Consider the following 19406-nt stretch of genomic DNA (forward strand, 5'->3'; position numbering starts at 1 on the left):
AACATGGCCTCACCTCGAGCTGGACGCTGCCCACTTCGAGTCGAGGGCTCAACAGGTCGCCAATCTGCCTGTCTGTCAACCGTTGCGGAAGAAGGAGTGAATCACGTGCCAGTAGTACCGCTGAATGTCATTATCGAGGACGCGTTCGACAAACGGTACGGCGTTCCTGCGGTCAATATTTTCAACGACCTGACTATGGAGGCCGTGCTTGCCGCCGCCGTGGCAGAGAGATCGCCAGTCATAATCCAGACGTCGGTCAAGACAGTTCGCAGTGTTGGTGCAAAGACGCTATCGGCGATGTGGACAGCGATGACTGCCGGAATCGATGTCCCTGTCTCGCTTCACCTCGACCACTGTCCTGACAGATTGGTCATTTCCGAATGTCTTGAGCAAGGATGGAATTCAGTTCTATTCGATGCATCAGAACTTCCTGTTGCGGAGAATCAGCGCCAAACGATCGAAGTTGTCGCTGAGGCAAGGCGTTACGGCGCCCATGTTGAAGGCGAGATCGAATCTATTACGGGAGTGGAGGACGGCCACGGGTCCGACGACGAGGCGGAGCGGCAACCACTGCAGGTAGTGCTCGATTTCGTTCGAGAAACAGGGGTCGATGTCTTTGCGCCCGCGATCGGGAACGCACACGGTGTGTACAAGAAGCGGCCCACACTCGATTTCGATCGAGTCGATGACATAGTTAAGGCAGCCGGTGTGCCCATTGCGCTACACGGAGGCAGTGGGCTGAGCGAGTCGGACTTTGCAAAGCTGATCTCACGAGGCTGTGCAAAGGTCAATATCTCGACGGCGCTGAAGATGACTTACATGCAGTCCAGTCTGGAATTCTTGCAAACAAGCGAAGTCGAAGACAAGTGGGACCCTCCATCTCTGTTCGGGCACACGGCCCGCGAAATCCACGTAATGATCTCGCAACTCATGCGCCAGTTCGGAAGTTCAGGGACCGCATGAGTAGCAATGCGACTCGCGCTCTGATCTTCGACTGCGACGGCGTGCTTGCCGATACCGAACGATTCGGACACCTGCCAGCATTCAACCGCGCATTCGAAAGAACGGGGGTTCCGATCCACTGGACCGAAGATGACTACGCAACCCTGGTGCTCATCGGAGGTGGCAAGGAACGAATTGCAGCGGCTCTAGCGGACGCCAACTTGTCCCAGGGCTCCGAACGGCTGACGCTCGTCCACACCATCCACAAAGCAAAGACTGAGATCTACCGAGCAATGGTGGAAGCTGGAGTGATGCCACCGCGACCGGGGGTTGCCCGACTCATCGGATCGGCGCTGACAGCCGGATGGAAGGTAGCAGTTGCATCCACGTCAGCACCAGAATCGGTGAAGTCAGTCCTGGATTCGGTAGTGGGATCCGAAACATCCTCTCGGATACCAGTGTTCGCAGGTGACGTGGTACCCAAAAAGAAGCCGGCGCCGGATATATACCAGCTGGCACTCGACCGACTTGGTGTTACACCTGAGCAGGCGATAGTGATCGAAGACAGTGCCGTCGGGTTGCGCGCTGCGGTATCGGCGAACCTGACCTGTGTTGTGACGCCCAGCAGTTACACCCTTACCGAGACATTCTCCTCCGCCGCAGCTGTGGTCAGCTCACTTGGCGACCCGAATGAGCCGCTGAAGGTGATCTCCGACAAATACGACATCGGCTTCGGCGACGTCGTCACTCTCGATTCACTCAACAGGCTATTGGGAATCTGCCATGCAACCTCAACCACGACGAACAATCCCCGGGAGCACCGATGAACTCAGTTGAAACAGTCAGCGTCGCAGTACAAATCGTTGCTGACACGGCGCTGAAGAACGAAACCTACTTCAGTGAACTGGACGCTGTCGCCGGTGACGGAGACTTCGGCTATTCCTTGGCGCGCGGTTTCGAGTCGGTGTTGGAAAACTGGGATACATTGGATAATTCGAGCCCGTCTACCTTCCTGAAAGGCGTTGCCTCGATCCTGGCAACCCGACTCGGCGGCACTTCCGGGCCCATCTGGGGAACTGGCTTTTTGCGCGCAGGGAGTGCAGTAGAAGGCCGTTCGGAACTGGACCTCGGCGACGTGCTCGCACTGATCGATGGTGCGATCACAGGTATCCAGCAGCGCGGAGGCGCGTCGATCGGTGACAAGACCTTACTCGACGCCCTCGGTCCACTACGCGATGAACTCGAGGTTTGGTCCGACCGCGCGGCACCGCCCGGAGAAGTTGCGAAGGCCGTTGCCGCAGCCGCCCGCAGAGGGGCGGAGAGTACGAAAGAGCTTCAGGCAAGGCGAGGACGCGCAAGCTACGTCGGTGAGCGCAGCATCGGTCACGAAGATCCAGGTGCCGTAGCGGTAGCCGTCATCACGGAGAACATCGCTCAAATCTGGCAAACGACTGTCAACGAATCCAACATCTGACACTGAATTTAGGAGACATCAAAATGAAGCGGTTCGTCAACGATCCGAAGGACTTCGTAGCAGAGATTCTCACTGGTATCGCCCGGGCTAACCCGGACACACTCCGCTACGAACCGAAGTACAACCTGATCGTCCGTGCCGATGCGCCCGTCGACAACAAAGTGGGCATTGTGCAAGGCTCCGGTTCCGGTCACGAACCCGCCCACGTCATGAACGTCGGCCCCGGCATGCTCGATGTAGCATGCCCAGGAGATGTGTTCGCCGCTCCGCCACTGGACTACGTACTCGCGGCGATACGCCAAGTAGCAACAGACGCAGGAGTGCTACTTCTGGTCAACAATTACACCGGTGACCGTATGGTCTTCGAAATGGCCCAGGAAATGGTCGAAGCGGAGGGAATTCAAGCTCAGCTCCTTTTCGTCGATGACGATGTGGCAGTGCAGGATTCCACGTACACGATTGGTCGACGAGGCGTCGCAGGTAACTTCTTCGTGATCAAGGCGGTCGGGGCAGCTGCAGAGAAGGGGCACACACTCGACGAGGTGCGCGCCATCGGTGAGCGCGTAAATGCAAACATGCGATCGATCGGTGTCGCGTTGACGGCATGCTCGCCCCCGGCAAAGTCGGCCCCGTTGTTCGACCTGGCAGCTGACGAAATCGAATTCGGAGTCGGAATTCATGGCGAGCCGGGTCGCCGACGCGAAAAATTGAGAACTGCCAACGAAATCGCCGACGACATGGTGGATATGGTGGTCTCCGACAAGCCGTTCAAGCCGGGATCGCAAGTGGCGCTGATGATTAACGGACTCGGATCCACACCGATCAGTGAGCTCTATCTGCTCTACGGTCACGCGCACCAACGATTGGCGAGCAAGGGCATCGACGTCGCGCGGTCATATGTCGGCAACTATTGCACCGCTCTTGACATGGCAGGTGCCTCGGTCACGATGTTGGAACTCGACGACGAGATTTCATCGTTCTTGGATGCGCCGGCGAGCACCGCATTGCGGATTTTCTGAACGTAGCGACGTCATGCGATTAGGCATCCTGACAAGCGGTGGAGACTGTCCTGGCTTGAATGCGGTCATACGAGGAGCGGTGTTGCAGGGCACGCGCGAACATTCTGATGAGTTCGTAGGTTTCAAGGATGGTTGGCGTGGTGTGATAGAACGAGACTACGTTGAATTGGATTGGCGCGCGGTACGAGGCCTTAACCGTTTGGGTGGAACAGTTTTGGGGACTTCTCGAACCAACCCCTTCGTGTCTGGCCTCGACGACCGCACCGTCTACACCGCACTAAAAGAATCAGGCATCGACGCTCTCATCGCTATTGGTGGAGAAGGTACGCTGTCGGTTGCTGCAAAGCTGCAAAGTGGAGGGGTTGATGTCATCGGTGTCCCGAAGACGATCGACAACGATCTCTCCGCAACCGACTACAGCTTCGGTTTCGACACGGCAGTAGAAGTAGCAACTGAGGCAATCGATCGTATTCAGACTTCAGGAGAAGCTCATCGCAGGTGCATGGTCGTCGAGGTTATGGGCCGAAACGCCGGATGGATCGCGTTGCACGCTGGTATCGCATCCAGTGCGCACGCGATCCTGATTCCGGAAGTGAAATCCTCGATAAGCCAGATCTGTCACTGGGTGGAGAGTACTCGCGAGCGTGGTCGTACACCGCTGATCGTTGTTGCTGAAGGATTCGCATTGGATGTCATGGACGCACCGCACCATCGGCACGGACTAGACACATTCGGTCGTCCACGTCTGGGCGGCATAGGTGACATCCTCGCACCGTTGATCGAATCCGAAACAGGCATCGAATCACGTTGCACCACTCTAGGATACATCCAACGCGGCGCTGTTCCGACTGCGTTCGATCGGGTGCTCGCAACTCGGATGGGAATGGCTGCGGTGCGTGCGGTTCACGAGAGTCGATGTGGAACCATGGTTGCTGCACGTGGAACTGAACTCGTGAGCGTGCCTCTCAAAGATGCAGTCTCGGAACTCAAGACGGTTCCGGTGAACCGCTGGTTCGAGGCCGCAACTTTGTTCGGATGACGGCAGTCTAGAGGACGACAGGAACATCGCGCTGGGGCTATCCGGAGCTACGTAGCCCTATCCAACCGTTGAATCTCGACGGCACCTTCAACTTGATTTCGAAGGTTTTCTTCGGGTTATTTCGTTATCTTGCAGTGCATTCCGGAACTCTATGAAACGACCAAATGGCGGAGCAGTTGCGTGTTATTGACCAGCAGTGCCGACCAGATCACGAGGACCCGGTCAAGGCCCAGCGTGATTGCTTGACTCGATCCTGATCACGAATTCGGGGTCGGCACACAGGCGGTGGTTGAACAGAACGCACGAGCTGGACCGGCTCCTGGCCTGAAATCGAATGAGCCGCCAATCGCAGGGTGCAGGGTTGCTCGTGTATAGCCCGGATGGTCGATCTGAGTGAATCAACACGGTGGCGGATATCGTTGTGTCACTCAGCGCGGCATGGGGGCGAAGTCAGTTCGAATCGGCACTTTGGTGGTGCGCTGACCTGATGCTCGAGCCGCTGCGACACTTCGGATGTCATACCCTTCGTGGAGCATCTAGAGGTGCGACGAAACCGCCGGATCCATTGCTGTGTAACTGAATTGGTGCAATATCGACCATGTCGGTCGAGGCTCGATGAGGCTTGTCTCTCCGAGTTTGTCGATTCTTCATTCATCGGATGGCGCTGCGAGACGGTAACCAGCATTTGATGAAGGTACGGAATCTGAAGTGTCAACATGCCGGCATCGCTTAGACCTTTGGTTTCTGTCCGGTATGGCCGCTGGATCGTCGTCGTTGATGGCGGCGCCGCTCCGAACAGATATACCCGCGCTGGGGCGGCCGTTGGTTAATTCGGTTTTCCCTCAGTGAAATGCCGGCAAGGACAAGGAACCACATCAAAGATCCTGTGGACGTCCTGATTTGAGAAAACCGTGATTCGTAGTTTCATTGTTTACCGCAGTAGTTCGTCGGGCGTTTCGCGATCATGTCGGGGTTGGACAGCCAGGCCCGTTATTTCATTTCGAATCCTTGGGCGAGCATGCCCTTTCGGGGACGGAGCCTATCAGCGGTGGAAAGTAGGAATATCTCGGCGGCACGGCAGTCGCGGGTAGCGGTGCCGTCGGCGTGTGCAGTGTGGGTGATCAGATCGAGGCATCGGCGTCGGTGTATGTGCGCGTCGGGTTGTTTCAGAAGAAACTCGATGGCGCGCCGATGATTTCTGGACTCGGTGCCGCCCGCGTTTGCCTGGCATGAGAATGCTAGTGCCGGACCGCGTTGGTCGCTGTATATGGGTCGGCGCCGGTATTGCATGTGCAATCGGGATTGTTCGAAGGCCGGTTGCGGGTCATAACGGTCTGGCTTTGTTGTGGACGAGGTCGAAATTGTTTTCATAGCAGTCGAGTACGCGATACCCCCACTCTGGCCAGAGTGGGGGTATCGCGGCGCAGACGATCATTACCGCATACCCGGCGGGAAGTTGCGGTGCGGTGGGGGCAGTGCGTAGTGACTGGTAGCGCAGCCGCGGATTGGCGTGGTGGTCGCTGTGACGTAGAAGTTGGCAGAGGAACAGGTTCGAGACGAGATGGTCTTCGGGACAGGCTTTGACGAAGCCGCCGTCTGTGCGGCGGGCGCGCAGCAGTCCGTAGTGTTCGCGGTAGTTGGCCGCTTCGAGGAACGTAATTCCCGTGGCAGCTTGAAGCAGCAACCAGGGTAGGACTTCCCACCCGAACGCGGCTATCAAAACTGTGTAGAGGGCGGAGCTCAGCGTCCAAGCCTGAATGATGTTGTTTGTCGGTGACAGAAAATGACTTTTCCTTGTTGGCGCAGTCGAGCCGCCTCAATCACCCAGCTAGATCGCAGCCCTCCGATGATGCTGCGCGGGAGAAGGGCCCAGAAACCTTCTCCGAACCGGGCACTCGCCGGGTCACGCGGGGTGGCGACGTTCACGTGATTTCCGTGGTTGTTTTCGATGTAGAAGTGTCCGTAGAGCGATTGAGCAAGAAAGGTTTTCGCTAGCCACCGTTCGAGAAAGTCGCTCTTATGGCCGAGTTCATGGTTGCGTTGATGCTAACGTCGGCGACCACGCCGACTGTCATGGCGAGTGCGATTCGCTCACCTGTTGCCATGGGAGCATGAACCCAACACCAACACGAGAAGATGAGCCCGGCGTAAGGGCAAGAAAAGATAGGTGCACCACCGGTAGTAGGGTCCTTCCGCAGAGTGGTGATCATGGTGCCGGGCGGGGATTCTCCGTCTTCGCCGACTGCGACAACGATGAGCGGGACGACAAGAACCAGGACCCATGCGCGGGTGGCCCAGAACAGTCCCAGGCGCACGTGCTCGACGAGAATCCACGACAGGAATGGACTCGTTGGAAGCACCAGCCCCAGTGGCCACAAACAGCGTTTGCGGTCCCAAAATCGGGGGCGTCATACTATTGATTTTTAGTCGAGCGTACGAGATGTGTATCTCATTTTGCTGTAGAAAGCTACAGATAAATAGGTACACATAGTCTGCTCACTTCCCCGGAGGCCTCGATTATTGTCGCCGATCGGATTCCAGTTGGTACTGGAGCGATATCGACGTGAGCAAGTGTGCCCATGGTGACGACGACGATGACGTGCAGTTCCCGCAGGTGTGGAAAGGAACGAGCCCCGAACGTCTCGCGAGGAACCGGTTCGGCTGATCGACGACCGGTTCGAACGCCGCCATGATCGACATATGATGGGTGGTCAAACCCTCTCGAACCCCCACGTTCCTCCGTTCAGAGTTTGACAGATTTCGCGGTCTCCAAGTTGTCGGAGGTGCAGTCGACGATCGGGGTGGTGTTAGAGTCGCGATGCGTTGATTCCGGTGGTCCCAGATCACCGGATAGTAGGCGGGAAGCACAGTACTGATCGAAATTGTCCCGCAGCGGTACGCGGGAACGACCGCGGTCACCGGCACTGAGTCCGATCAGGTTCGGGGAAGCGAACGAAACGAAAGTGCCATCGGGCTTCCAGAGGACTTCGAAGGCCTACCGACGTGGCCGCGCTGCCTGCGCGGTCGCTTGTCGACTCAGCAGGGGCAACATCGACGGGATGCAGATCATCCTCACGATCTGTCCTCGTCGTTTGCGAACACCCGAACGAGTCGACAGGTCTCTGTTGACGATTAGCGAGGACAGGCCAGCGGATGCGTCGGACATCGGTGACTGCATTGACCGTTACATGCGCTGTCGCGCTGTTGGTGGTGTCGGTGATCGCGCTGATGCTGGGCACCGCCCACATTCCGTGGCGCGAAGTTTGCTCCATAATCTGGGCCGAACTCAGTGGCGGAACCGTCACTGCGGTCGAATTGCCTAACTACCGCATCATCATTGATTCACGTCTACCTCGGGTTCTGCTGGCAATCGTTATCGGCGCCGGTCTCAGTGCTGTCGGACTTGTGGTTCAGGCGATGGTTCGCAATGCACTTGCTGACCCTTATGTCCTCGGAATCTCCTCCGGCGCCTCGGTCGGTGCCACTTTGGTGGTCTTGTTCGGGGCGTTTGGCGCCCTAGGGATCTACGCTCTGTCCACTGCTGCATTCGCGGGTGCTCTAGCTGCAACGTTCTTGGTATACCTAATGGCGAGGTCGTCGGTCGGTTTGATTCCACTGCGGCTAGTTCTCACCGGAACTGCTCTGGGTTATGGCTTTTCCGCGATCACTACGGTTCTGGTTTTTCTCGCCCCCCACGGGGACAGTGCACGCAGTGTCATGTTCTGGCTACTCGGTAGCCTCTCGGCCGCGACGTGGCAGATGGTGCCACTGGCAGTGACGGTCGCCGCGACAGGCTTGGGAATTATCGCAGTCTGCGCGCGACGGCTGAACGCACTGGCGATGGGGGATGAAGTCAGTGCTGCGCTTGGTCTGGATGCCTCCAAGTTTCGCTTGCTGCTCTTCGTCGTTGCGGCAGCGATGACGGGTTGTTTCGTCTCAATCTGCGGCGCGGTCGGCTTCGTCGGTCTGGTGGTACCTCATGTCGCCCGAATGATGGTCGGCGCCGACCACACACGGTTGATCGTGGTGACCCCTGTCCTGGGTGCGGTGTTCCTGGTCAGCGCTGACCTTCTGGCCCGGACAGTGGTACCCCCGCAGGAGCTTCCTCTCGGTGCTATCACGGCAGCAGTCGGCGTGCCGGTGTTCGTGCTCTTGATGCGACGACGCGGTGCGCTCATGGGGGCCGGTTGATGCGCGTGGAATACGACGACGTAGAGGTCGCCATCGGTGGGACCGTGATCGTGCGCGAGATTACTATGTCGATCGAGTCGGGGCGGTTCGTCGGCGTAGTGGGACCGAACGGAAGCGGTAAGTCGACGTTGCTGCGCTGCCTGTATCGAGCACTATCCCCGACGGGAGGAGTCGTGCGGGTGGGTGGTATCGACAATCAGGTTGTCAGCATGCGCACCAACGCATTACAAGTGGCCGCATTGACCCAGGATTCTCCGCTGCAGTTTGATTTCACATCGGCGGAAGTGGTTGCTACTGGCAGGCTTCCGCACGGGGGACTTTTCTCGAAAGGACGGGCGAACGATGATCTGGTCTGCGAGGACGCGATGATCCGCGCCGACGCACACCATCTGGCGGAGCGAAGTTTTCTGTCTTTGTCCGGAGGGGAACGTCAACGAGTCCTCATCGCCCGCGCGTTCGCACAACAACCGAGTGTCCTCGTGCTGGACGAGCCGACCAATCACCTCGATGTCCACCATCAATACGCAGCGCTGTCCGCTGCCAAGACACTCGGTGTCACCATTGTCGCCGCTCTGCACGATCTCAATCTTGCCGCGCAATACTGCGACCAATTGTTCGTCCTCGGCGACGGGCGAATGGTTTGCTCAGGTACCCCAGCCGAGGTGATAACCCCCGAAACCCTACGGCGCTGGTTCGACATCGGCGGTCATATCATCACCCACCCCCGACTTGGCGTCCCCCAGATCATCTTCGACGAGAAAGAGAACTGATGACACATCCGAAATGGGCTTTGACACTGGCAGTCGCCACGTTGGTCCTCAGTGGCTGCGGCGCTGAAGTCGAGTCCGCTGCAGGACCCGAGGGTCCTGCAGTCACTGTCGCCAATTGCGGAGAACCGCTGACAGTAACTGGTGTACCCGCGCGCGTCGTGACCAACGACACCGGCATCACCGAAATGATGTTCGCACTCGGTCTCGCCGATCACATCGTGGGCTATTCAGCGCAGGCCTCCAAGGCAGGGGACATCGAATCCTCGCCGTGGAAAGCAGACTTTCAGTCCACCCACGACATCGGCGACGCTTTCACTCGCGAAGCCGTTCAGGCGGTGAATCCTGATTTCGTTTTCGCTGGCTGGAATTACGGATACAAGGAGTCGACTGGACTGACGCCGGACTGGGTGCGCAGTATCGGTGCCACGCCGTACCAGCTTACCGAGGCTTGCCGCCAGCCCGGCACAACACAGCGAGGCATCATGGATCCTCTCGATGCGTTGTACGCAGACATAGAAAACCTCGGCGATATATTCGATGTCCGCGACCGTGCCGACTCTCTCGTCGCCGAGTACCAATCGCAGATTGCGGTCGCGAACGCGACGGTGCCGACCGGACAGGAACCCGCACGGGTGTTCCTCTACGACAGTGCCGACCCGGCGCCGTTCACTTCCGGCCGTAACGCCGCACCATCGCAGATCTTTCGAGAAGCCGGTGGAGTCAACATTTTCGACGATATCGACAATTCGTGGACTACGGCATCGTGGGAGGCCGCAGCGCAGCGTGACCCTCAAGTGATCGTCATCGTCGACTACAATTCGGGTGTAGGGGAGACTGTCGAGGTGAAAACCGAACAGCTGCGCCAGAATCCGCTGATGTCGGGAACAATCGCGGTCCGAGAGAACAACATCATGGCGTTGCCCTACGCCGCGCTGGTCGAAGGCCCACGAAATCCCCAGGCCGTTGGTGCCATTGCCGAATTCCTGCGTTCGAAGGGATTGTGAACTGCCACAACTCTTTGCGGTGGTACAGGTAGTTGCTGCCCTCCTGCAAGACCAGGTAAGAGGGCAGCAACTACAGCAGGTCTTAGGTGGCTGGGATTCATTCGTTCTCGGACGGTGAATAGTCCTATCGCACTAGGTGACTTCTGCGTTGCGAGAGAGATGCTGCATCCTGACCGGTTCGTGGCCATGCCGGCCTGCCTTTGGCTATGGACACATAAGCCGATACTGTCGATCGGGGTGAGTCTCACGGGCAATACTGGCGGTGGACCTCGAGCTTTGTGAGTATTGACAACGGTTCGGGGATCAACGTTTCGACGATCGTGGGCGCGTTGTTGTCCAGGGGGCTGCCAGGTCAATCCGGATCACGAGGCCGTGCGAACGATGGGGCCTCGCCGGGACGGTTGATGTTTGGCGGGGAGATGCGAACAATGCACTCCTCCGGTTCTTTTGGCGGGTGCGCTGGTGCGGGGGTACTAGGATGATCGGAAGATGACAGGCATCATTGGATCATCCCGTTAGCGTGATCATCACCGGATACCAGAGGTGTGATAACGATTTGGGGGGCACCTGTCGGCACCAGATGTCGCCTCACGACATGGAGCGATCACCCCTCATCGGCGACCGTTCCTATAGGTTCACTGCACCGACAGATCGTCTAGGAGGGCGACGTCGCGCAGCAGTGTGATCGCACTTCGAACCAAAGGCACGGCGGTGACGGCACCAGAACCCTCACCGACTCGTAGGCCCAGGTCTATTAGTGGCTGTAGGCCCATCTCGTCCAACGCCAGAGATTGCGCGGGTTCGGTGGATCGGTGGCCGGCGGCGAACCATGCCGCGGCTCCAGGTGCGATTCGGTCGGCGGTGAGGGCACACGCGACCGCCATGAGTCCGTCGAGGAGAACTGGAACTCTGAGCTGAGCCGCAGTGATCAGATAGCCGGTTGTTGCCGCGAGGTCCGCGCTGCCCAGCGCGGCCAACGTGTCGACAGGGTCACTGATGCGCTCACCTACTCGGTCGAGTGCTTGTTGCACAACGCCGACTTTGTGTTCGAGCATGACATCGTCGATACCTGTGCCTCGGCCTACGGTTGAGTGAGCTGTGAGCCTGAGATGAGCCGCTATCAATGCGGCTGCCGGCGTCGTGTTTCCGATACCAAGGTCGCCGCTGAGGAGAAGCTGCGCGCCCGCCGCTACCTCTTCTCTTGCTACTTCGGCACCAACCTTCAATGCCTCGGAGACTTCGTCGGCGGTAAGCGCGTCCTGCTGATGTATCGGACTGCAAGATTTGCGGATCTTATGCAACTGAAGCGCGGTGCGGAGGTCATCAGGAATGTCATCAAAGTCGTCGTCTACGGCGATATCTAGCACTCGAACAGATACGTTGTTGGCGGCAGCCAAGGCGTTGGTGGCAAGTTGTCCACACACGGCAGCTCGGGTGATGGCGCCGGTGAGTGCAGAAGGGAAGGCCGATACGCCGTGGTCAGCGACCCCGTGGTCGCCGGCAAAAATAACCAGCCGGACCGCGTCCAGGGCGCGAGGAGGGACGCAACCTTGTGCCGCCGCGATCCATACGCCAACCTCACCCAGCTTGCCGAGCGATCCAGGTGGAACGGCGAGCTGGGCTAGACGACGGGTGGCCAGTTGCCGGAAATGTCGTGAGGGCTCCGGCACCGTCACGTCATCGTGTCGGGTTGATGCTGAGATAGTCATCGAGACGGCTCCTTGGCAGAAAATCAGGTGACTGGTGAGGGCAGTGACGCAGTATTTCCATGCGCGACCGGAACGTGCCAGCGCTCAGACACTTTGATCTGATGACCGGCGATACCGTAGTGATATGTGCCCGATCTGCATCGGACTTCGCTCTTCGTTCAACGGGCGTATCACCGTCGACAGCAGTCGGACGTGCCAAGACGGTACCACTTACGCCGCACATCGCATTGTCGACTTTCGCGAACTCAGGGCATGCACTGGAGCAGAGTAGACAGTGCCGCATCGCATTCGGTGTTGGATAACTGGTGAATGAGCGGCAACGGCGCCGCGACAGAGTGGACCTTGCGAAACCAGTTGATTTTCCGAACCGTCCAAACCGATTGCTTCACTGGTCCATCGGAAGATGCACCAGCGCAGACCATGCCGGTATCTTTGAAAGAGAATTCGACGTTCGCGAATTCCATGGTGACACGGATTGCGCAGTGTTCGACTTGATGGGCACATGCGATCGACGGGGCAGTGGTGTCAATACTGGCGAGATTGCGCGACTGGCGAGATTGCACGCATGCTCGGTGTTTCCGATTTGGTGCAGGCGCTAACGAAGGTCGGGTCGCGTCTGTGAAATATGATGTGCCAGAACGCCGATCTAAAGGACCCTAAGGTGCACTGAGTCGCGTTGGACCTGAAGAGAATCCGTTCTTTCTCTGATAAGTCAACAGTGCAGGCGGGTGGCGCTCCGACGTGCCAGGTGCACCACCCGCAGGCCCACTGGTTGCAGGGGCGGAGATCAGCGAATTGTTCTCAGCAAGCGTCGGCGCCTGCCGTCGCCACGGTGATGTCCTCTTCGACCGTTCCGGCGCTGACACCGATCGCGCCGATAACGGTGTCGCCATCAGTAAGCAAGAGGCCGCCACCGAATGTAACCATACCGCCGGCAGTCTGCTCCAGGCCGTACAACTCAGCGCCTGGTTGCACCAAAGGCATGAGTGCGCTGGTGGGGGCATTCATCAGTATGGAGGTGCGGGCCTTGCGGATCGAGATATCGATGCTGGCTTTGATGGCGCCATCCATGCGTACGAACGCAACGAGGTGGCCGCCACCATCGACAACGGCGACATTCATCGGTTGGCCGATTTCATCGGCTTTGGCGATTGCCGCATCGACGATGATTTTGGCTCGGGACAGGGGGATTGAGGTCATGACTAACCTTCCGATTGACGGCCGACTGACGATTTCAATCGACGGCCGACTGATGAGTAGTACGGACGACGGGTGTGACTGCGAGGCGAGCATAGTGCCAGAGGTCGCCCGGTCACGGACAACTCGTCGGATTCGGCACGAGAAGCGGCAACCCTAATCGAAAGTATGTGCCGAGGGTCAGGAAGTGGCTAGAGAATCTGTGAGGCGGCCATGAGGAGGGCGCAACCACCCACAATTCCTGTGGGCCATCACACAGCATGTGTCGCTGGGACTGGGTCCACACATGTCCAGGAAGGTGCTTAACGCGATGTCCAATGCTCAAATCTTCACTTGGGAGTTCCTCGGAACTGCCGTGCTTTGCCTCATCGGCAACGGTTCGGTGGCAGCCGTCGTGCTCAAGAACTCGTATTCGCAAGGAGGAGGCGGCGACTGGTTGATTATCGTGCTCGGTTGGGGTTTCGGTGTTTTCACCGCGGCAAGTATCGCCCAACCATCGGGGGCCCATCTCAATCCTGCAGTAACGCTCGCCGTCGCGATCAGTGGTGGCATTCCCTGGTCGTCGGTACCGATCTACATTGTCGCTCAGGTTCTCGGCGGACTCGTCGGAGCGACGTTCTGTTGGGTCGTATTCAAGCTTCAATTCGACAACAACGACGACAACAGCGGAACACGAGGGATCTTTTGTACCGCACCAGCGATCAAGAAAACTCCATGGAACCTGGCAACGGAGGTCGTAGCGACGTTCGTATTCATCCTATGGATCTTGGCTAACCCCCAGGCGAACTCGGCTCTGGGATATGCGGCAGTCGCCTTCGTTGTCATGGCTGTTGGATTCGGACTCGGCGGTCCTACCGGCTTCGCGATCAACCCTGCCCGCGATCTCGGGCCACGTATCGCCTACGCACTTCTGCCGATTCGAGGAAAATCCGACGCGGGTTGGGGATACTCGTGGGTGCCGATTGTGGGACCACTGATCGGCGCGGCGCTCGCGGCATGGCTCGCTATGGCTCTCATCTGAGAGTGCGGGCGCCGATACCGCGGTCCGGTTTTAGTTCTTCCGAGCCAGATAGTCGATTCAGACAAAAGTGAGGACGACCATGGCAGTGCATTTGACGCGGATCTACACGCGTACCGGTGATGCGGGGACTACCGCGCTGGGCGACATGTCACGGGTAGCCAAGTCCGACGTGCGAGTCGGCGCCTACGCGGACTGTGACGAAACAAACGCAGTCATCGGAGTAGCTATCGCATGCGGCGGTCTGTCAGCGCGAGCTGCGAATGCCCTTCGCACAGTGCAAAACGACCTCTTCGATGTCGGCGCCGATCTGTGCACACCTGTAGCGGACAATCCCGAGTATCCGCCGCTGCGGGTCACCGATGCGCAGGTCGATCAACTCGAAGCTTGGTGCGATGAGTTCAATGCGGATTTGCGGAAGCTGAGCAGCTTCATCCTTCCTGGTGGTACGAGAGCTGCGGCGTATCTGCACCATGCGCGCACTGTCGCCCGGCGTGCCGAGCGCAGCGCATGGTGTCTTGCCGGGGAAGCTGAAATCAACGATGCCGCGTTGCGGTACCTCAACCGGCTTTCCGATCTCCTGTTTATCCTTGCCCGAGTAGAGAATCCGGACGGTGACGTGCTGTGGCGACCAGGCGGGCAGACGCACCGCGACGATCCAACAACAGGGCAGACCGAAGCCCCCGAACGGAAGTGAGAAGGCGATGAGTTCACGAGTATCTACCGTCCGCTGGAACGGCTCGCTGACCGAAGGCTCGGGCACAATCGAATTGTCGTCATCCCAGCAAGGACATTTCAACTACGCTCTCGAGTCTCGCGCTGCAGTCAAGGCCACGGCGACATCGCCCGAGGAGCTGCTGGCAGCCGCTTATGCGTCGTGCTACGGCATGCAGTTGTCTGCCTTGCTGACAACGGAGTCGTCAGAGAGCAACCCGATTTTGCTGGTGGAGGCAGAAGTATTCCAGGGTGGACCCGAGGTCGACTTCGGGATCACCGGTATCACACTATCGGTGACGGGCCGCGGTCTGACGATCTCCGACGAGCGGTTTGTCGAGGTTGCAGAGACAGCGTCATCGGTCTGTCCGATCGGCAGAGCGCTCGGAAGGGTGGAAGTGACCGTCCACGCACGGGTCGCCTGAATGATCGAGTGCGCTGATAGGTGTCTGCGAACGTAGAGATTAACCCACAGGTGACGATGGCTGCTGTCCATAGCGCCGGCCATCGTCGGCAACGCCCGATGGTGCGCTCCGCGACCATCGGAGTCGCGCGGTAAACAGACCTCGCCACCGTCGGTTTGAGTATCGGCTATCGAGATATCGCAGCCGTGGTTGGTCCGCTCGATATCGACCGGTTCCAGCGATTCTCTGGTGCACGCACTGGCACTCGACTCTGGGACTCGGATCCGGTGCCGGCAAGTCGAATTCAACCAGTGCTTTCAGAGCGTCGGACTCTTCGATAGTGATGCGTCATTGCCCGAAGGGAACACCAGGTTTTGACGTTACGTCGGTAGAGTTCGACAGGATTCTGCACTTCTATCTCGAGGGCGACTGGGAATCGGCTAGACCTATGGTGGGTCTACGCTGCCGCGTCGGCGTCAGACGAGCCGATTAACGTCGACAGCCAGCGGCAGCACGACACCGTTCGGTACTTTGGTGCCGCTGTTCCATAAAACCGTGGTCGCATCTCTTGCTGACAGCAGATCAAGAATGCTGCAGACGATGTCGCCGTGAGTCACGACGACAATAGGCCCAGGATGGTGTACGAGGTCCGATAGCACGCAGCGAACACGACCGCTGGGATCCTCGAGAGTAGCCGTGGGTCCGTGGGATGGAGTGATTCCGTCTACGGCAGTGGGCGGAGTGTCGGCGGCCCGGCGTGCCCATCCTCGCTCACGTAGCCTAGCGTCGACGTGAACTGGTGCTCCCACAATGGCAGAGATGGCGCGGGCTGTCTGCAGTGCCCGCACTGCATTCGAGGAGACTACCAAACGTATTTCTTTGTCGCGCAACTGATATCCCGCAGAATGCGCTTGAATTACACCACGTGGGGTCAGTGGCGGATGTGCGACTTCGCGTTGCATCCACCCAAGTGCATTCCACGTCGATTCTCCATGTCGAACCAGCCATATTCGCGGTGGCGAGATTTTGCTGGCGAGGCTGATCACCGTCATCGGGTATGCCGTTTCTGTCAAGCGCTCACGTGGTTCTCGGACTCGATCGGATCTAGCGCCGTTCACGTTTGGGTAAGTACGGGCACGAAACCGGCAACGGCTCCGATGACGGTGGTCGCGGGTGGCTTGACCCGAGCGACGGTGGCGAGGGATGCGATCGAGTCCAGAGAGCCTCGCAATTCGGCCTGGGTGTTAAGGCTGCCGTCGGCGATAATTGCTGCGGGGGTTTGCGGTGACATGCCCGCGAGTAGAAGTTCGTCGGTGATAGCTTGCAGATGCCCGACAGCCATCATGAGTACGATCGTCGTATTCGTCCGCGCGAGTGCTCGATAGTCGACGGTGCAATCAGGGTGACGCGGAGGGACGTGCCCGGACACAACGGTGAATCCCTGGGTGAGTCCTCGGTGGGTCACTGGGATCATGGCACTAGCTGGGGCGGCGATGGACGAGCTGACGCCAGGAATCACTCGGACCTGCAAGCCGTGAAGTGCACAGTGCTCAACCTCCTCGCCACCTCGGCCGAAGACGAACCCATCGCCGCCCTTCAGTCGCACGACGTTCAGATTGGCGCGTGCCTTGCCCACTAGCAGTTCGTTGATCCGACTCTGTTCAGTTTGCCGGCCACCTGGAATCTTTGACACATCGATGATCTCGGCGCGCGGTGCGATATCTGCGAGGATCGACACCGGTGCCAAACGATCAGTGATGATGACGTCGGCATCTGATAGCGCTTGTCGCCCAGCAAGTGTGAGTAGGCCAGGATCACCGGGTCCGCCGCCGACCAGGGTCACAGATCCGATTGCTCGTGCGGATGGATGGGTGTCGCCAGTGCGCTCGAGGGCGCTGACACAGAATACTCCTGCATTGCGTGCAGCGATTGCGACGACGGTGTCGAGGGCAGGATCGCCTGAACAGGCGAATACGAGGTCCACCAGAGCCAGGTCGTCGTTTTGGAATTCGCGGTGACGGAGATCGACTGCGCCCCGCACTGACAATTCGGACAGTATTGGGGTGGGCGTGGTGGTCACGATCATGACCTTCGCCTCGGCTCGAACCAGCGCAGTCGCTTTGGAAATCGCTGCAGATGACGAACCGACGACTAGAACGCGCCTTCCGTTCACTGGAAGATCGACGGTGATTGTCAGGTCAGGTGAAGCTTTGGCCTGCAGAGGATCTCGTCCGAAAGAATTCGTTCCCGTGACGTGTATGTTGCTCATAGTGATTGCCTTCGTCTACTCGTGGACCGTCGATGACCGAGGTACAGAGAAAGTGCGATGAGGTTCGGATCTACGTAGGGCGTCCGCGACAAGCGCTGAGCGTTTGTGAATACCCAATTTGGACATGATGTTGTGCACGTGAAACTTCACCGTCGCCTCGGACACGAACAGGTTGGCGGCGATTGCCCTGTTGTCTAGTCCGTCCGTCACAAGCTTGAGTACTTCGCGCTCGCGCCTGGTAAGGCAAGAATATGTTGCAGCGTCTGCATCACTTTTCGTTGCCCTGATCTCGGCGAAGATGGCATCGAGGTTCGACACGTCCAGGCCGTGTTGGCCGGAGGTGACCCGGAGAATCGTAGCAACTAGTTCCGAAGAAGAAGTGCGACGATCGATGAGCGCGTGGGCGCCGTCGCGGATGAGCTGTAGAGGGCTCACGGTTCGATCCTCGCCGTCGGTGATCGCGACGATGCGGGCCGTGGGGGACAAACGAGCCAAATCCGTCAGGGATGCTCCAGCCTCAGCGCCGATGATAATCAGGTCTGCCTTGAGGGCTTTCAGGCGGCTGACTGTTGTTCTGTCGTAGGGAAGTTCGGTGATCATTCGATGCTCGGAGACACGCGCGAGGACGTGGAGGAGTCCGTGTCGGACAAGCTCGTCGTTCATGACGAGTGCTACACGTATCCTTAGTTTGGGAACAGCAGGCGCGGCGCGCGTGATCGTGCCGCCTTGGCCGTGATGGACTGGCTGATGGTGCGAGGGATCGGGTGTCGTCCAGGCTCTTGGCGAGCACACGTCGGGACTCCGTTCGGCCGATGGCGCGGTAGGGGTGACTCATAAGCGAGTGTGGGATGGGACACCACTTGTCTGGCGGGAAAACTAACCCTGCGATGGTTGCATTAACGTTGCATGGTGCGCAACGGACTGTTGCACTGCTATCGCTACCTGGGTGACAAAATGCAGTCCCCGCAGAGTCCACCGCCAGGGACCCGGTAAAACAGACAGCAGTTGTGGCGCCGAAATCCGCTATCGGTGAACGCGCCGGCCTCTTTCAGCATGGGTGTATTCAGAAGTTCGCGGACAAGTTCTCGCCCAGCGGGTTCGAGATCCGGACGTGTCATCGCGAGAACTGTGACAGCACCGTTGGCTGCGGAGGCGACGTTGCCTCGTAACACTTTGTGCGACATCGATGATGACGCCAAGAAGCCGGTATTGATCGGTGTGATGACTCCGTTGAGAATGCTGTCGGAGATTCGTATTGCAGACTCGTGTGCACTGGTTCCCGAATGCCAATCTATTACCTGGTAAGAGAATTCGACCGAATGCCCCTTTAATTGCCAGCGCGGCAAATCGGTACCGGAGGGGGATGGCGTCGAACCGAACGCGAGTGTTGCGCCTATAGCCGGCGAGAGAAGTCTCGCGACCATGCTGATCTGCAGCGATGATGCTGCTGCGGCAGCAGGGACACATGTGGGATCGCACTTCGACATTTGCGCCATCGTCAACCGGGTTTGCGCGATGAGCTTTCGGAGAGTTGCGGATTCGAGGAGTTCCGGCAAAGGTCGCCACACCGGTCCGTCATCGATCTTCAGGACGAAATACTCGCCGAACTCCGACATGTCTCCCAGCCTGGAATCCGGTTTCGGCATGCTTGTATTC

17 protein-coding genes and 1 pseudogene are annotated in these 19406 nt (G+C 58.5%); 11 read left to right on the top strand and 7 right to left on the bottom strand.

Annotated features, from left to right (window positions below; all coding sequences use genetic code 11):
• Nucleotides 1-105 precede the first annotated feature (105 nt).
• From QRN54_RS30255 to QRN54_RS30275, 5 genes are read left to right on the top strand one after another with little or no spacing between them, the layout of a single operon-like run.
• Nucleotides 106-963, top strand: a complete 858-nt coding sequence (locus QRN54_RS30255) for a class II fructose-bisphosphate aldolase (RefSeq protein WP_032399794.1) — start codon at nucleotides 106-108, stop codon at nucleotides 961-963.
• Nucleotides 960-1769: an HAD-IA family hydrolase gene (locus tag QRN54_RS30260; protein ID WP_032399697.1), complete on the top strand. Its 810-nt coding sequence runs from the start codon at nucleotides 960-962 to the stop codon at nucleotides 1767-1769. The genes QRN54_RS30255 and QRN54_RS30260 overlap by 4 nt, the downstream gene beginning before the upstream one ends.
• On the top strand, nucleotides 1766-2416 hold the full coding sequence (dhaL, locus tag QRN54_RS30265) for a dihydroxyacetone kinase subunit DhaL (RefSeq protein ID WP_032399698.1): 651 nt from the start codon (nucleotides 1766-1768) through the stop codon (nucleotides 2414-2416). Before QRN54_RS30260 ends, dhaL begins: the two co-directional genes overlap by 4 nt.
• 23 nt (nucleotides 2417-2439) lie before the next feature.
• Nucleotides 2440-3435 carry a dihydroxyacetone kinase subunit DhaK gene (gene dhaK / locus QRN54_RS30270; protein WP_032399699.1) on the top strand — a complete coding sequence of 332 codons (996 nt, stop codon included), beginning with the start codon at nucleotides 2440-2442 and terminating at the stop codon, nucleotides 3433-3435.
• Nucleotides 3436-3448: 13 nt separating this feature from the next.
• Nucleotides 3449-4474, top strand: a complete 1026-nt coding sequence (locus QRN54_RS30275; protein ID WP_032399700.1) for a 6-phosphofructokinase — start codon at nucleotides 3449-3451, stop codon at nucleotides 4472-4474.
• 1324 nt (nucleotides 4475-5798) lie between these two features.
• Here the strand turns inward: QRN54_RS30275 and QRN54_RS30280 are convergent.
• Nucleotides 5799-6852: pseudogene (locus tag QRN54_RS30280) on the bottom strand (alkane 1-monooxygenase).
• A 775-nt stretch (nucleotides 6853-7627) separates the two neighbouring features.
• On the opposite strand from QRN54_RS30280, the gene QRN54_RS30285 reads away from it, so the two are divergent.
• The 3 genes from QRN54_RS30285 to QRN54_RS30295 are packed head-to-tail and all read left to right on the top strand — an operon-like array spanning nucleotide 7628 to nucleotide 10439.
• Nucleotides 7628-8665 (top strand): FecCD family ABC transporter permease, encoded by a 1038-nt coding sequence (locus tag QRN54_RS30285; RefSeq protein ID WP_054186933.1) that lies wholly within the window; start codon nucleotides 7628-7630, stop codon nucleotides 8663-8665.
• Nucleotides 8665-9435: an ABC transporter ATP-binding protein gene (locus QRN54_RS30290; protein ID WP_032399702.1), complete on the top strand. Its 771-nt coding sequence runs from the start codon at nucleotides 8665-8667 to the stop codon at nucleotides 9433-9435. Before QRN54_RS30285 ends, QRN54_RS30290 begins: the two co-directional genes overlap by 1 nt.
• A complete protein-coding gene (locus tag QRN54_RS30295) occupies nucleotides 9435-10439 on the top strand; it encodes an ABC transporter substrate-binding protein (protein WP_054186932.1) in 1005 nt (334 codons plus the stop codon). Before QRN54_RS30290 ends, QRN54_RS30295 begins: the two co-directional genes overlap by 1 nt.
• A gap of 635 nt (nucleotides 10440-11074) precedes the next feature.
• Here the strand turns inward: QRN54_RS30295 and cobT are convergent.
• Nucleotides 11075-12148 carry a nicotinate-nucleotide--dimethylbenzimidazole phosphoribosyltransferase gene (cobT, locus tag QRN54_RS30300; RefSeq protein WP_080736403.1) on the bottom strand — a complete coding sequence of 358 codons (1074 nt, stop codon included), beginning with the start codon at nucleotides 12146-12148 and terminating at the stop codon, nucleotides 11075-11077.
• Between the two features lie 801 nt (nucleotides 12149-12949).
• Entirely contained in the window at nucleotides 12950-13348 is a 399-nt protein-coding gene (locus tag QRN54_RS30305) for a GlcG/HbpS family heme-binding protein (RefSeq protein WP_032399705.1), read from the bottom strand.
• Nucleotides 13349-13655: 307 nt separating this feature from the next.
• Here QRN54_RS30305 and QRN54_RS30310 point away from each other — a divergent pair, with 307 nt between their 5' ends.
• From QRN54_RS30310 to QRN54_RS30320, 3 genes are all read left to right on the top strand, one after another.
• Nucleotides 13656-14366 carry an MIP/aquaporin family protein gene (locus QRN54_RS30310; protein WP_032399706.1) on the top strand — a complete coding sequence of 237 codons (711 nt, stop codon included), beginning with the start codon at nucleotides 13656-13658 and terminating at the stop codon, nucleotides 14364-14366.
• A 79-nt stretch (nucleotides 14367-14445) separates the two neighbouring features.
• The gene (locus tag QRN54_RS30315; RefSeq protein ID WP_054186930.1) at nucleotides 14446-15060 is read left to right on the top strand and encodes a cob(I)yrinic acid a,c-diamide adenosyltransferase; all 615 of its coding nucleotides are present in this window, start codon (nucleotides 14446-14448) and stop codon (nucleotides 15058-15060) included.
• A 7-nt stretch (nucleotides 15061-15067) separates the two neighbouring features.
• Complete coding sequence (locus QRN54_RS30320; RefSeq protein WP_032399708.1) at nucleotides 15068-15502, top strand: OsmC family peroxiredoxin; 435 nt, start codon at nucleotides 15068-15070, stop codon at nucleotides 15500-15502.
• 455 nt (nucleotides 15503-15957) lie between these two features.
• Here QRN54_RS30320 and QRN54_RS30325 read toward each other — a convergent pair whose 3' ends face one another.
• The 4 genes from QRN54_RS30325 to QRN54_RS30340 form a co-directional block, all read right to left on the bottom strand.
• Nucleotides 15958-16533, bottom strand: coding sequence for a histidine phosphatase family protein (locus tag QRN54_RS30325; RefSeq protein ID WP_083471127.1), 576 nt, complete (start codon nucleotides 16531-16533; stop codon nucleotides 15958-15960).
• A gap of 62 nt (nucleotides 16534-16595) precedes the next feature.
• Complete coding sequence (gene cobA / locus QRN54_RS30330; RefSeq protein WP_080736405.1) at nucleotides 16596-17750, bottom strand: uroporphyrinogen-III C-methyltransferase; 1155 nt, start codon at nucleotides 17748-17750, stop codon at nucleotides 16596-16598.
• Nucleotides 17751-17765: 15 nt separating this feature from the next.
• A complete protein-coding gene (locus tag QRN54_RS30335; RefSeq protein ID WP_181991973.1) occupies nucleotides 17766-18350 on the bottom strand; it encodes a response regulator transcription factor in 585 nt (194 codons plus the stop codon).
• 338 nt (nucleotides 18351-18688) lie between these two features.
• Nucleotides 18689-19396 carry a (2Fe-2S)-binding protein gene (locus tag QRN54_RS30340; RefSeq protein ID WP_032399709.1) on the bottom strand — a complete coding sequence of 236 codons (708 nt, stop codon included), beginning with the start codon at nucleotides 19394-19396 and terminating at the stop codon, nucleotides 18689-18691.
• Nucleotides 19397-19406 lie beyond the last annotated feature (10 nt).

It is taken from the genome of Rhodococcus sp. MEB032 (assembly GCF_030208925.1).
GTDB classification, from domain to species: domain Bacteria; phylum Actinomycetota; class Actinomycetes; order Mycobacteriales; family Mycobacteriaceae; genus Rhodococcus_F; species Rhodococcus_F qingshengii.

Excerpts from the sequence above, each read along its gene's own strand:
- QRN54_RS30260 (WP_032399697.1), top strand. The coding sequence starts at position 960 with ATGAGTAGCAATGCGACTCGCGCTCTGATCTTCGACTGCGACGGCGTG.
- dhaL (WP_032399698.1), top strand. The coding sequence starts at position 1,766 with ATGAACTCAGTTGAAACAGTCAGCGTCGCAGTACAAATCGTTGCTGAC.
- dhaK (WP_032399699.1), top strand. The coding sequence starts at position 2,440 with ATGAAGCGGTTCGTCAACGATCCGAAGGACTTCGTAGCAGAGATTCTC.
- QRN54_RS30275 (WP_032399700.1), top strand. The coding sequence starts at position 3,449 with ATGCGATTAGGCATCCTGACAAGCGGTGGAGACTGTCCTGGCTTGAAT.
- QRN54_RS30285 (WP_054186933.1), top strand. The coding sequence starts at position 7,628 with ATGCGTCGGACATCGGTGACTGCATTGACCGTTACATGCGCTGTCGCG.
- QRN54_RS30290 (WP_032399702.1), top strand. The coding sequence starts at position 8,665 with ATGCGCGTGGAATACGACGACGTAGAGGTCGCCATCGGTGGGACCGTG.
- QRN54_RS30295 (WP_054186932.1), top strand. The coding sequence starts at position 9,435 with ATGACACATCCGAAATGGGCTTTGACACTGGCAGTCGCCACGTTGGTC.
- cobT (WP_080736403.1), bottom strand. The coding sequence starts at position 12,148 with ATGACTATCTCAGCATCAACCCGACACGATGACGTGACGGTGCCGGAG.
- QRN54_RS30305 (WP_032399705.1), bottom strand. The coding sequence starts at position 13,348 with ATGACCTCAATCCCCCTGTCCCGAGCCAAAATCATCGTCGATGCGGCA.
- QRN54_RS30310 (WP_032399706.1), top strand. The coding sequence starts at position 13,656 with ATGTCCAATGCTCAAATCTTCACTTGGGAGTTCCTCGGAACTGCCGTG.
- QRN54_RS30315 (WP_054186930.1), top strand. The coding sequence starts at position 14,446 with ATGGCAGTGCATTTGACGCGGATCTACACGCGTACCGGTGATGCGGGG.
- QRN54_RS30320 (WP_032399708.1), top strand. The coding sequence starts at position 15,068 with ATGAGTTCACGAGTATCTACCGTCCGCTGGAACGGCTCGCTGACCGAA.
- QRN54_RS30325 (WP_083471127.1), bottom strand. The coding sequence starts at position 16,533 with ATGACGGTGATCAGCCTCGCCAGCAAAATCTCGCCACCGCGAATATGG.
- cobA (WP_080736405.1), bottom strand. The coding sequence starts at position 17,750 with ATGAGCAACATACACGTCACGGGAACGAATTCTTTCGGACGAGATCCT.
- QRN54_RS30335 (WP_181991973.1), bottom strand. The coding sequence starts at position 18,350 with ATGATCACCGAACTTCCCTACGACAGAACAACAGTCAGCCGCCTGAAA.
- QRN54_RS30340 (WP_032399709.1), bottom strand. The coding sequence starts at position 19,396 with ATGCCGAAACCGGATTCCAGGCTGGGAGACATGTCGGAGTTCGGCGAG.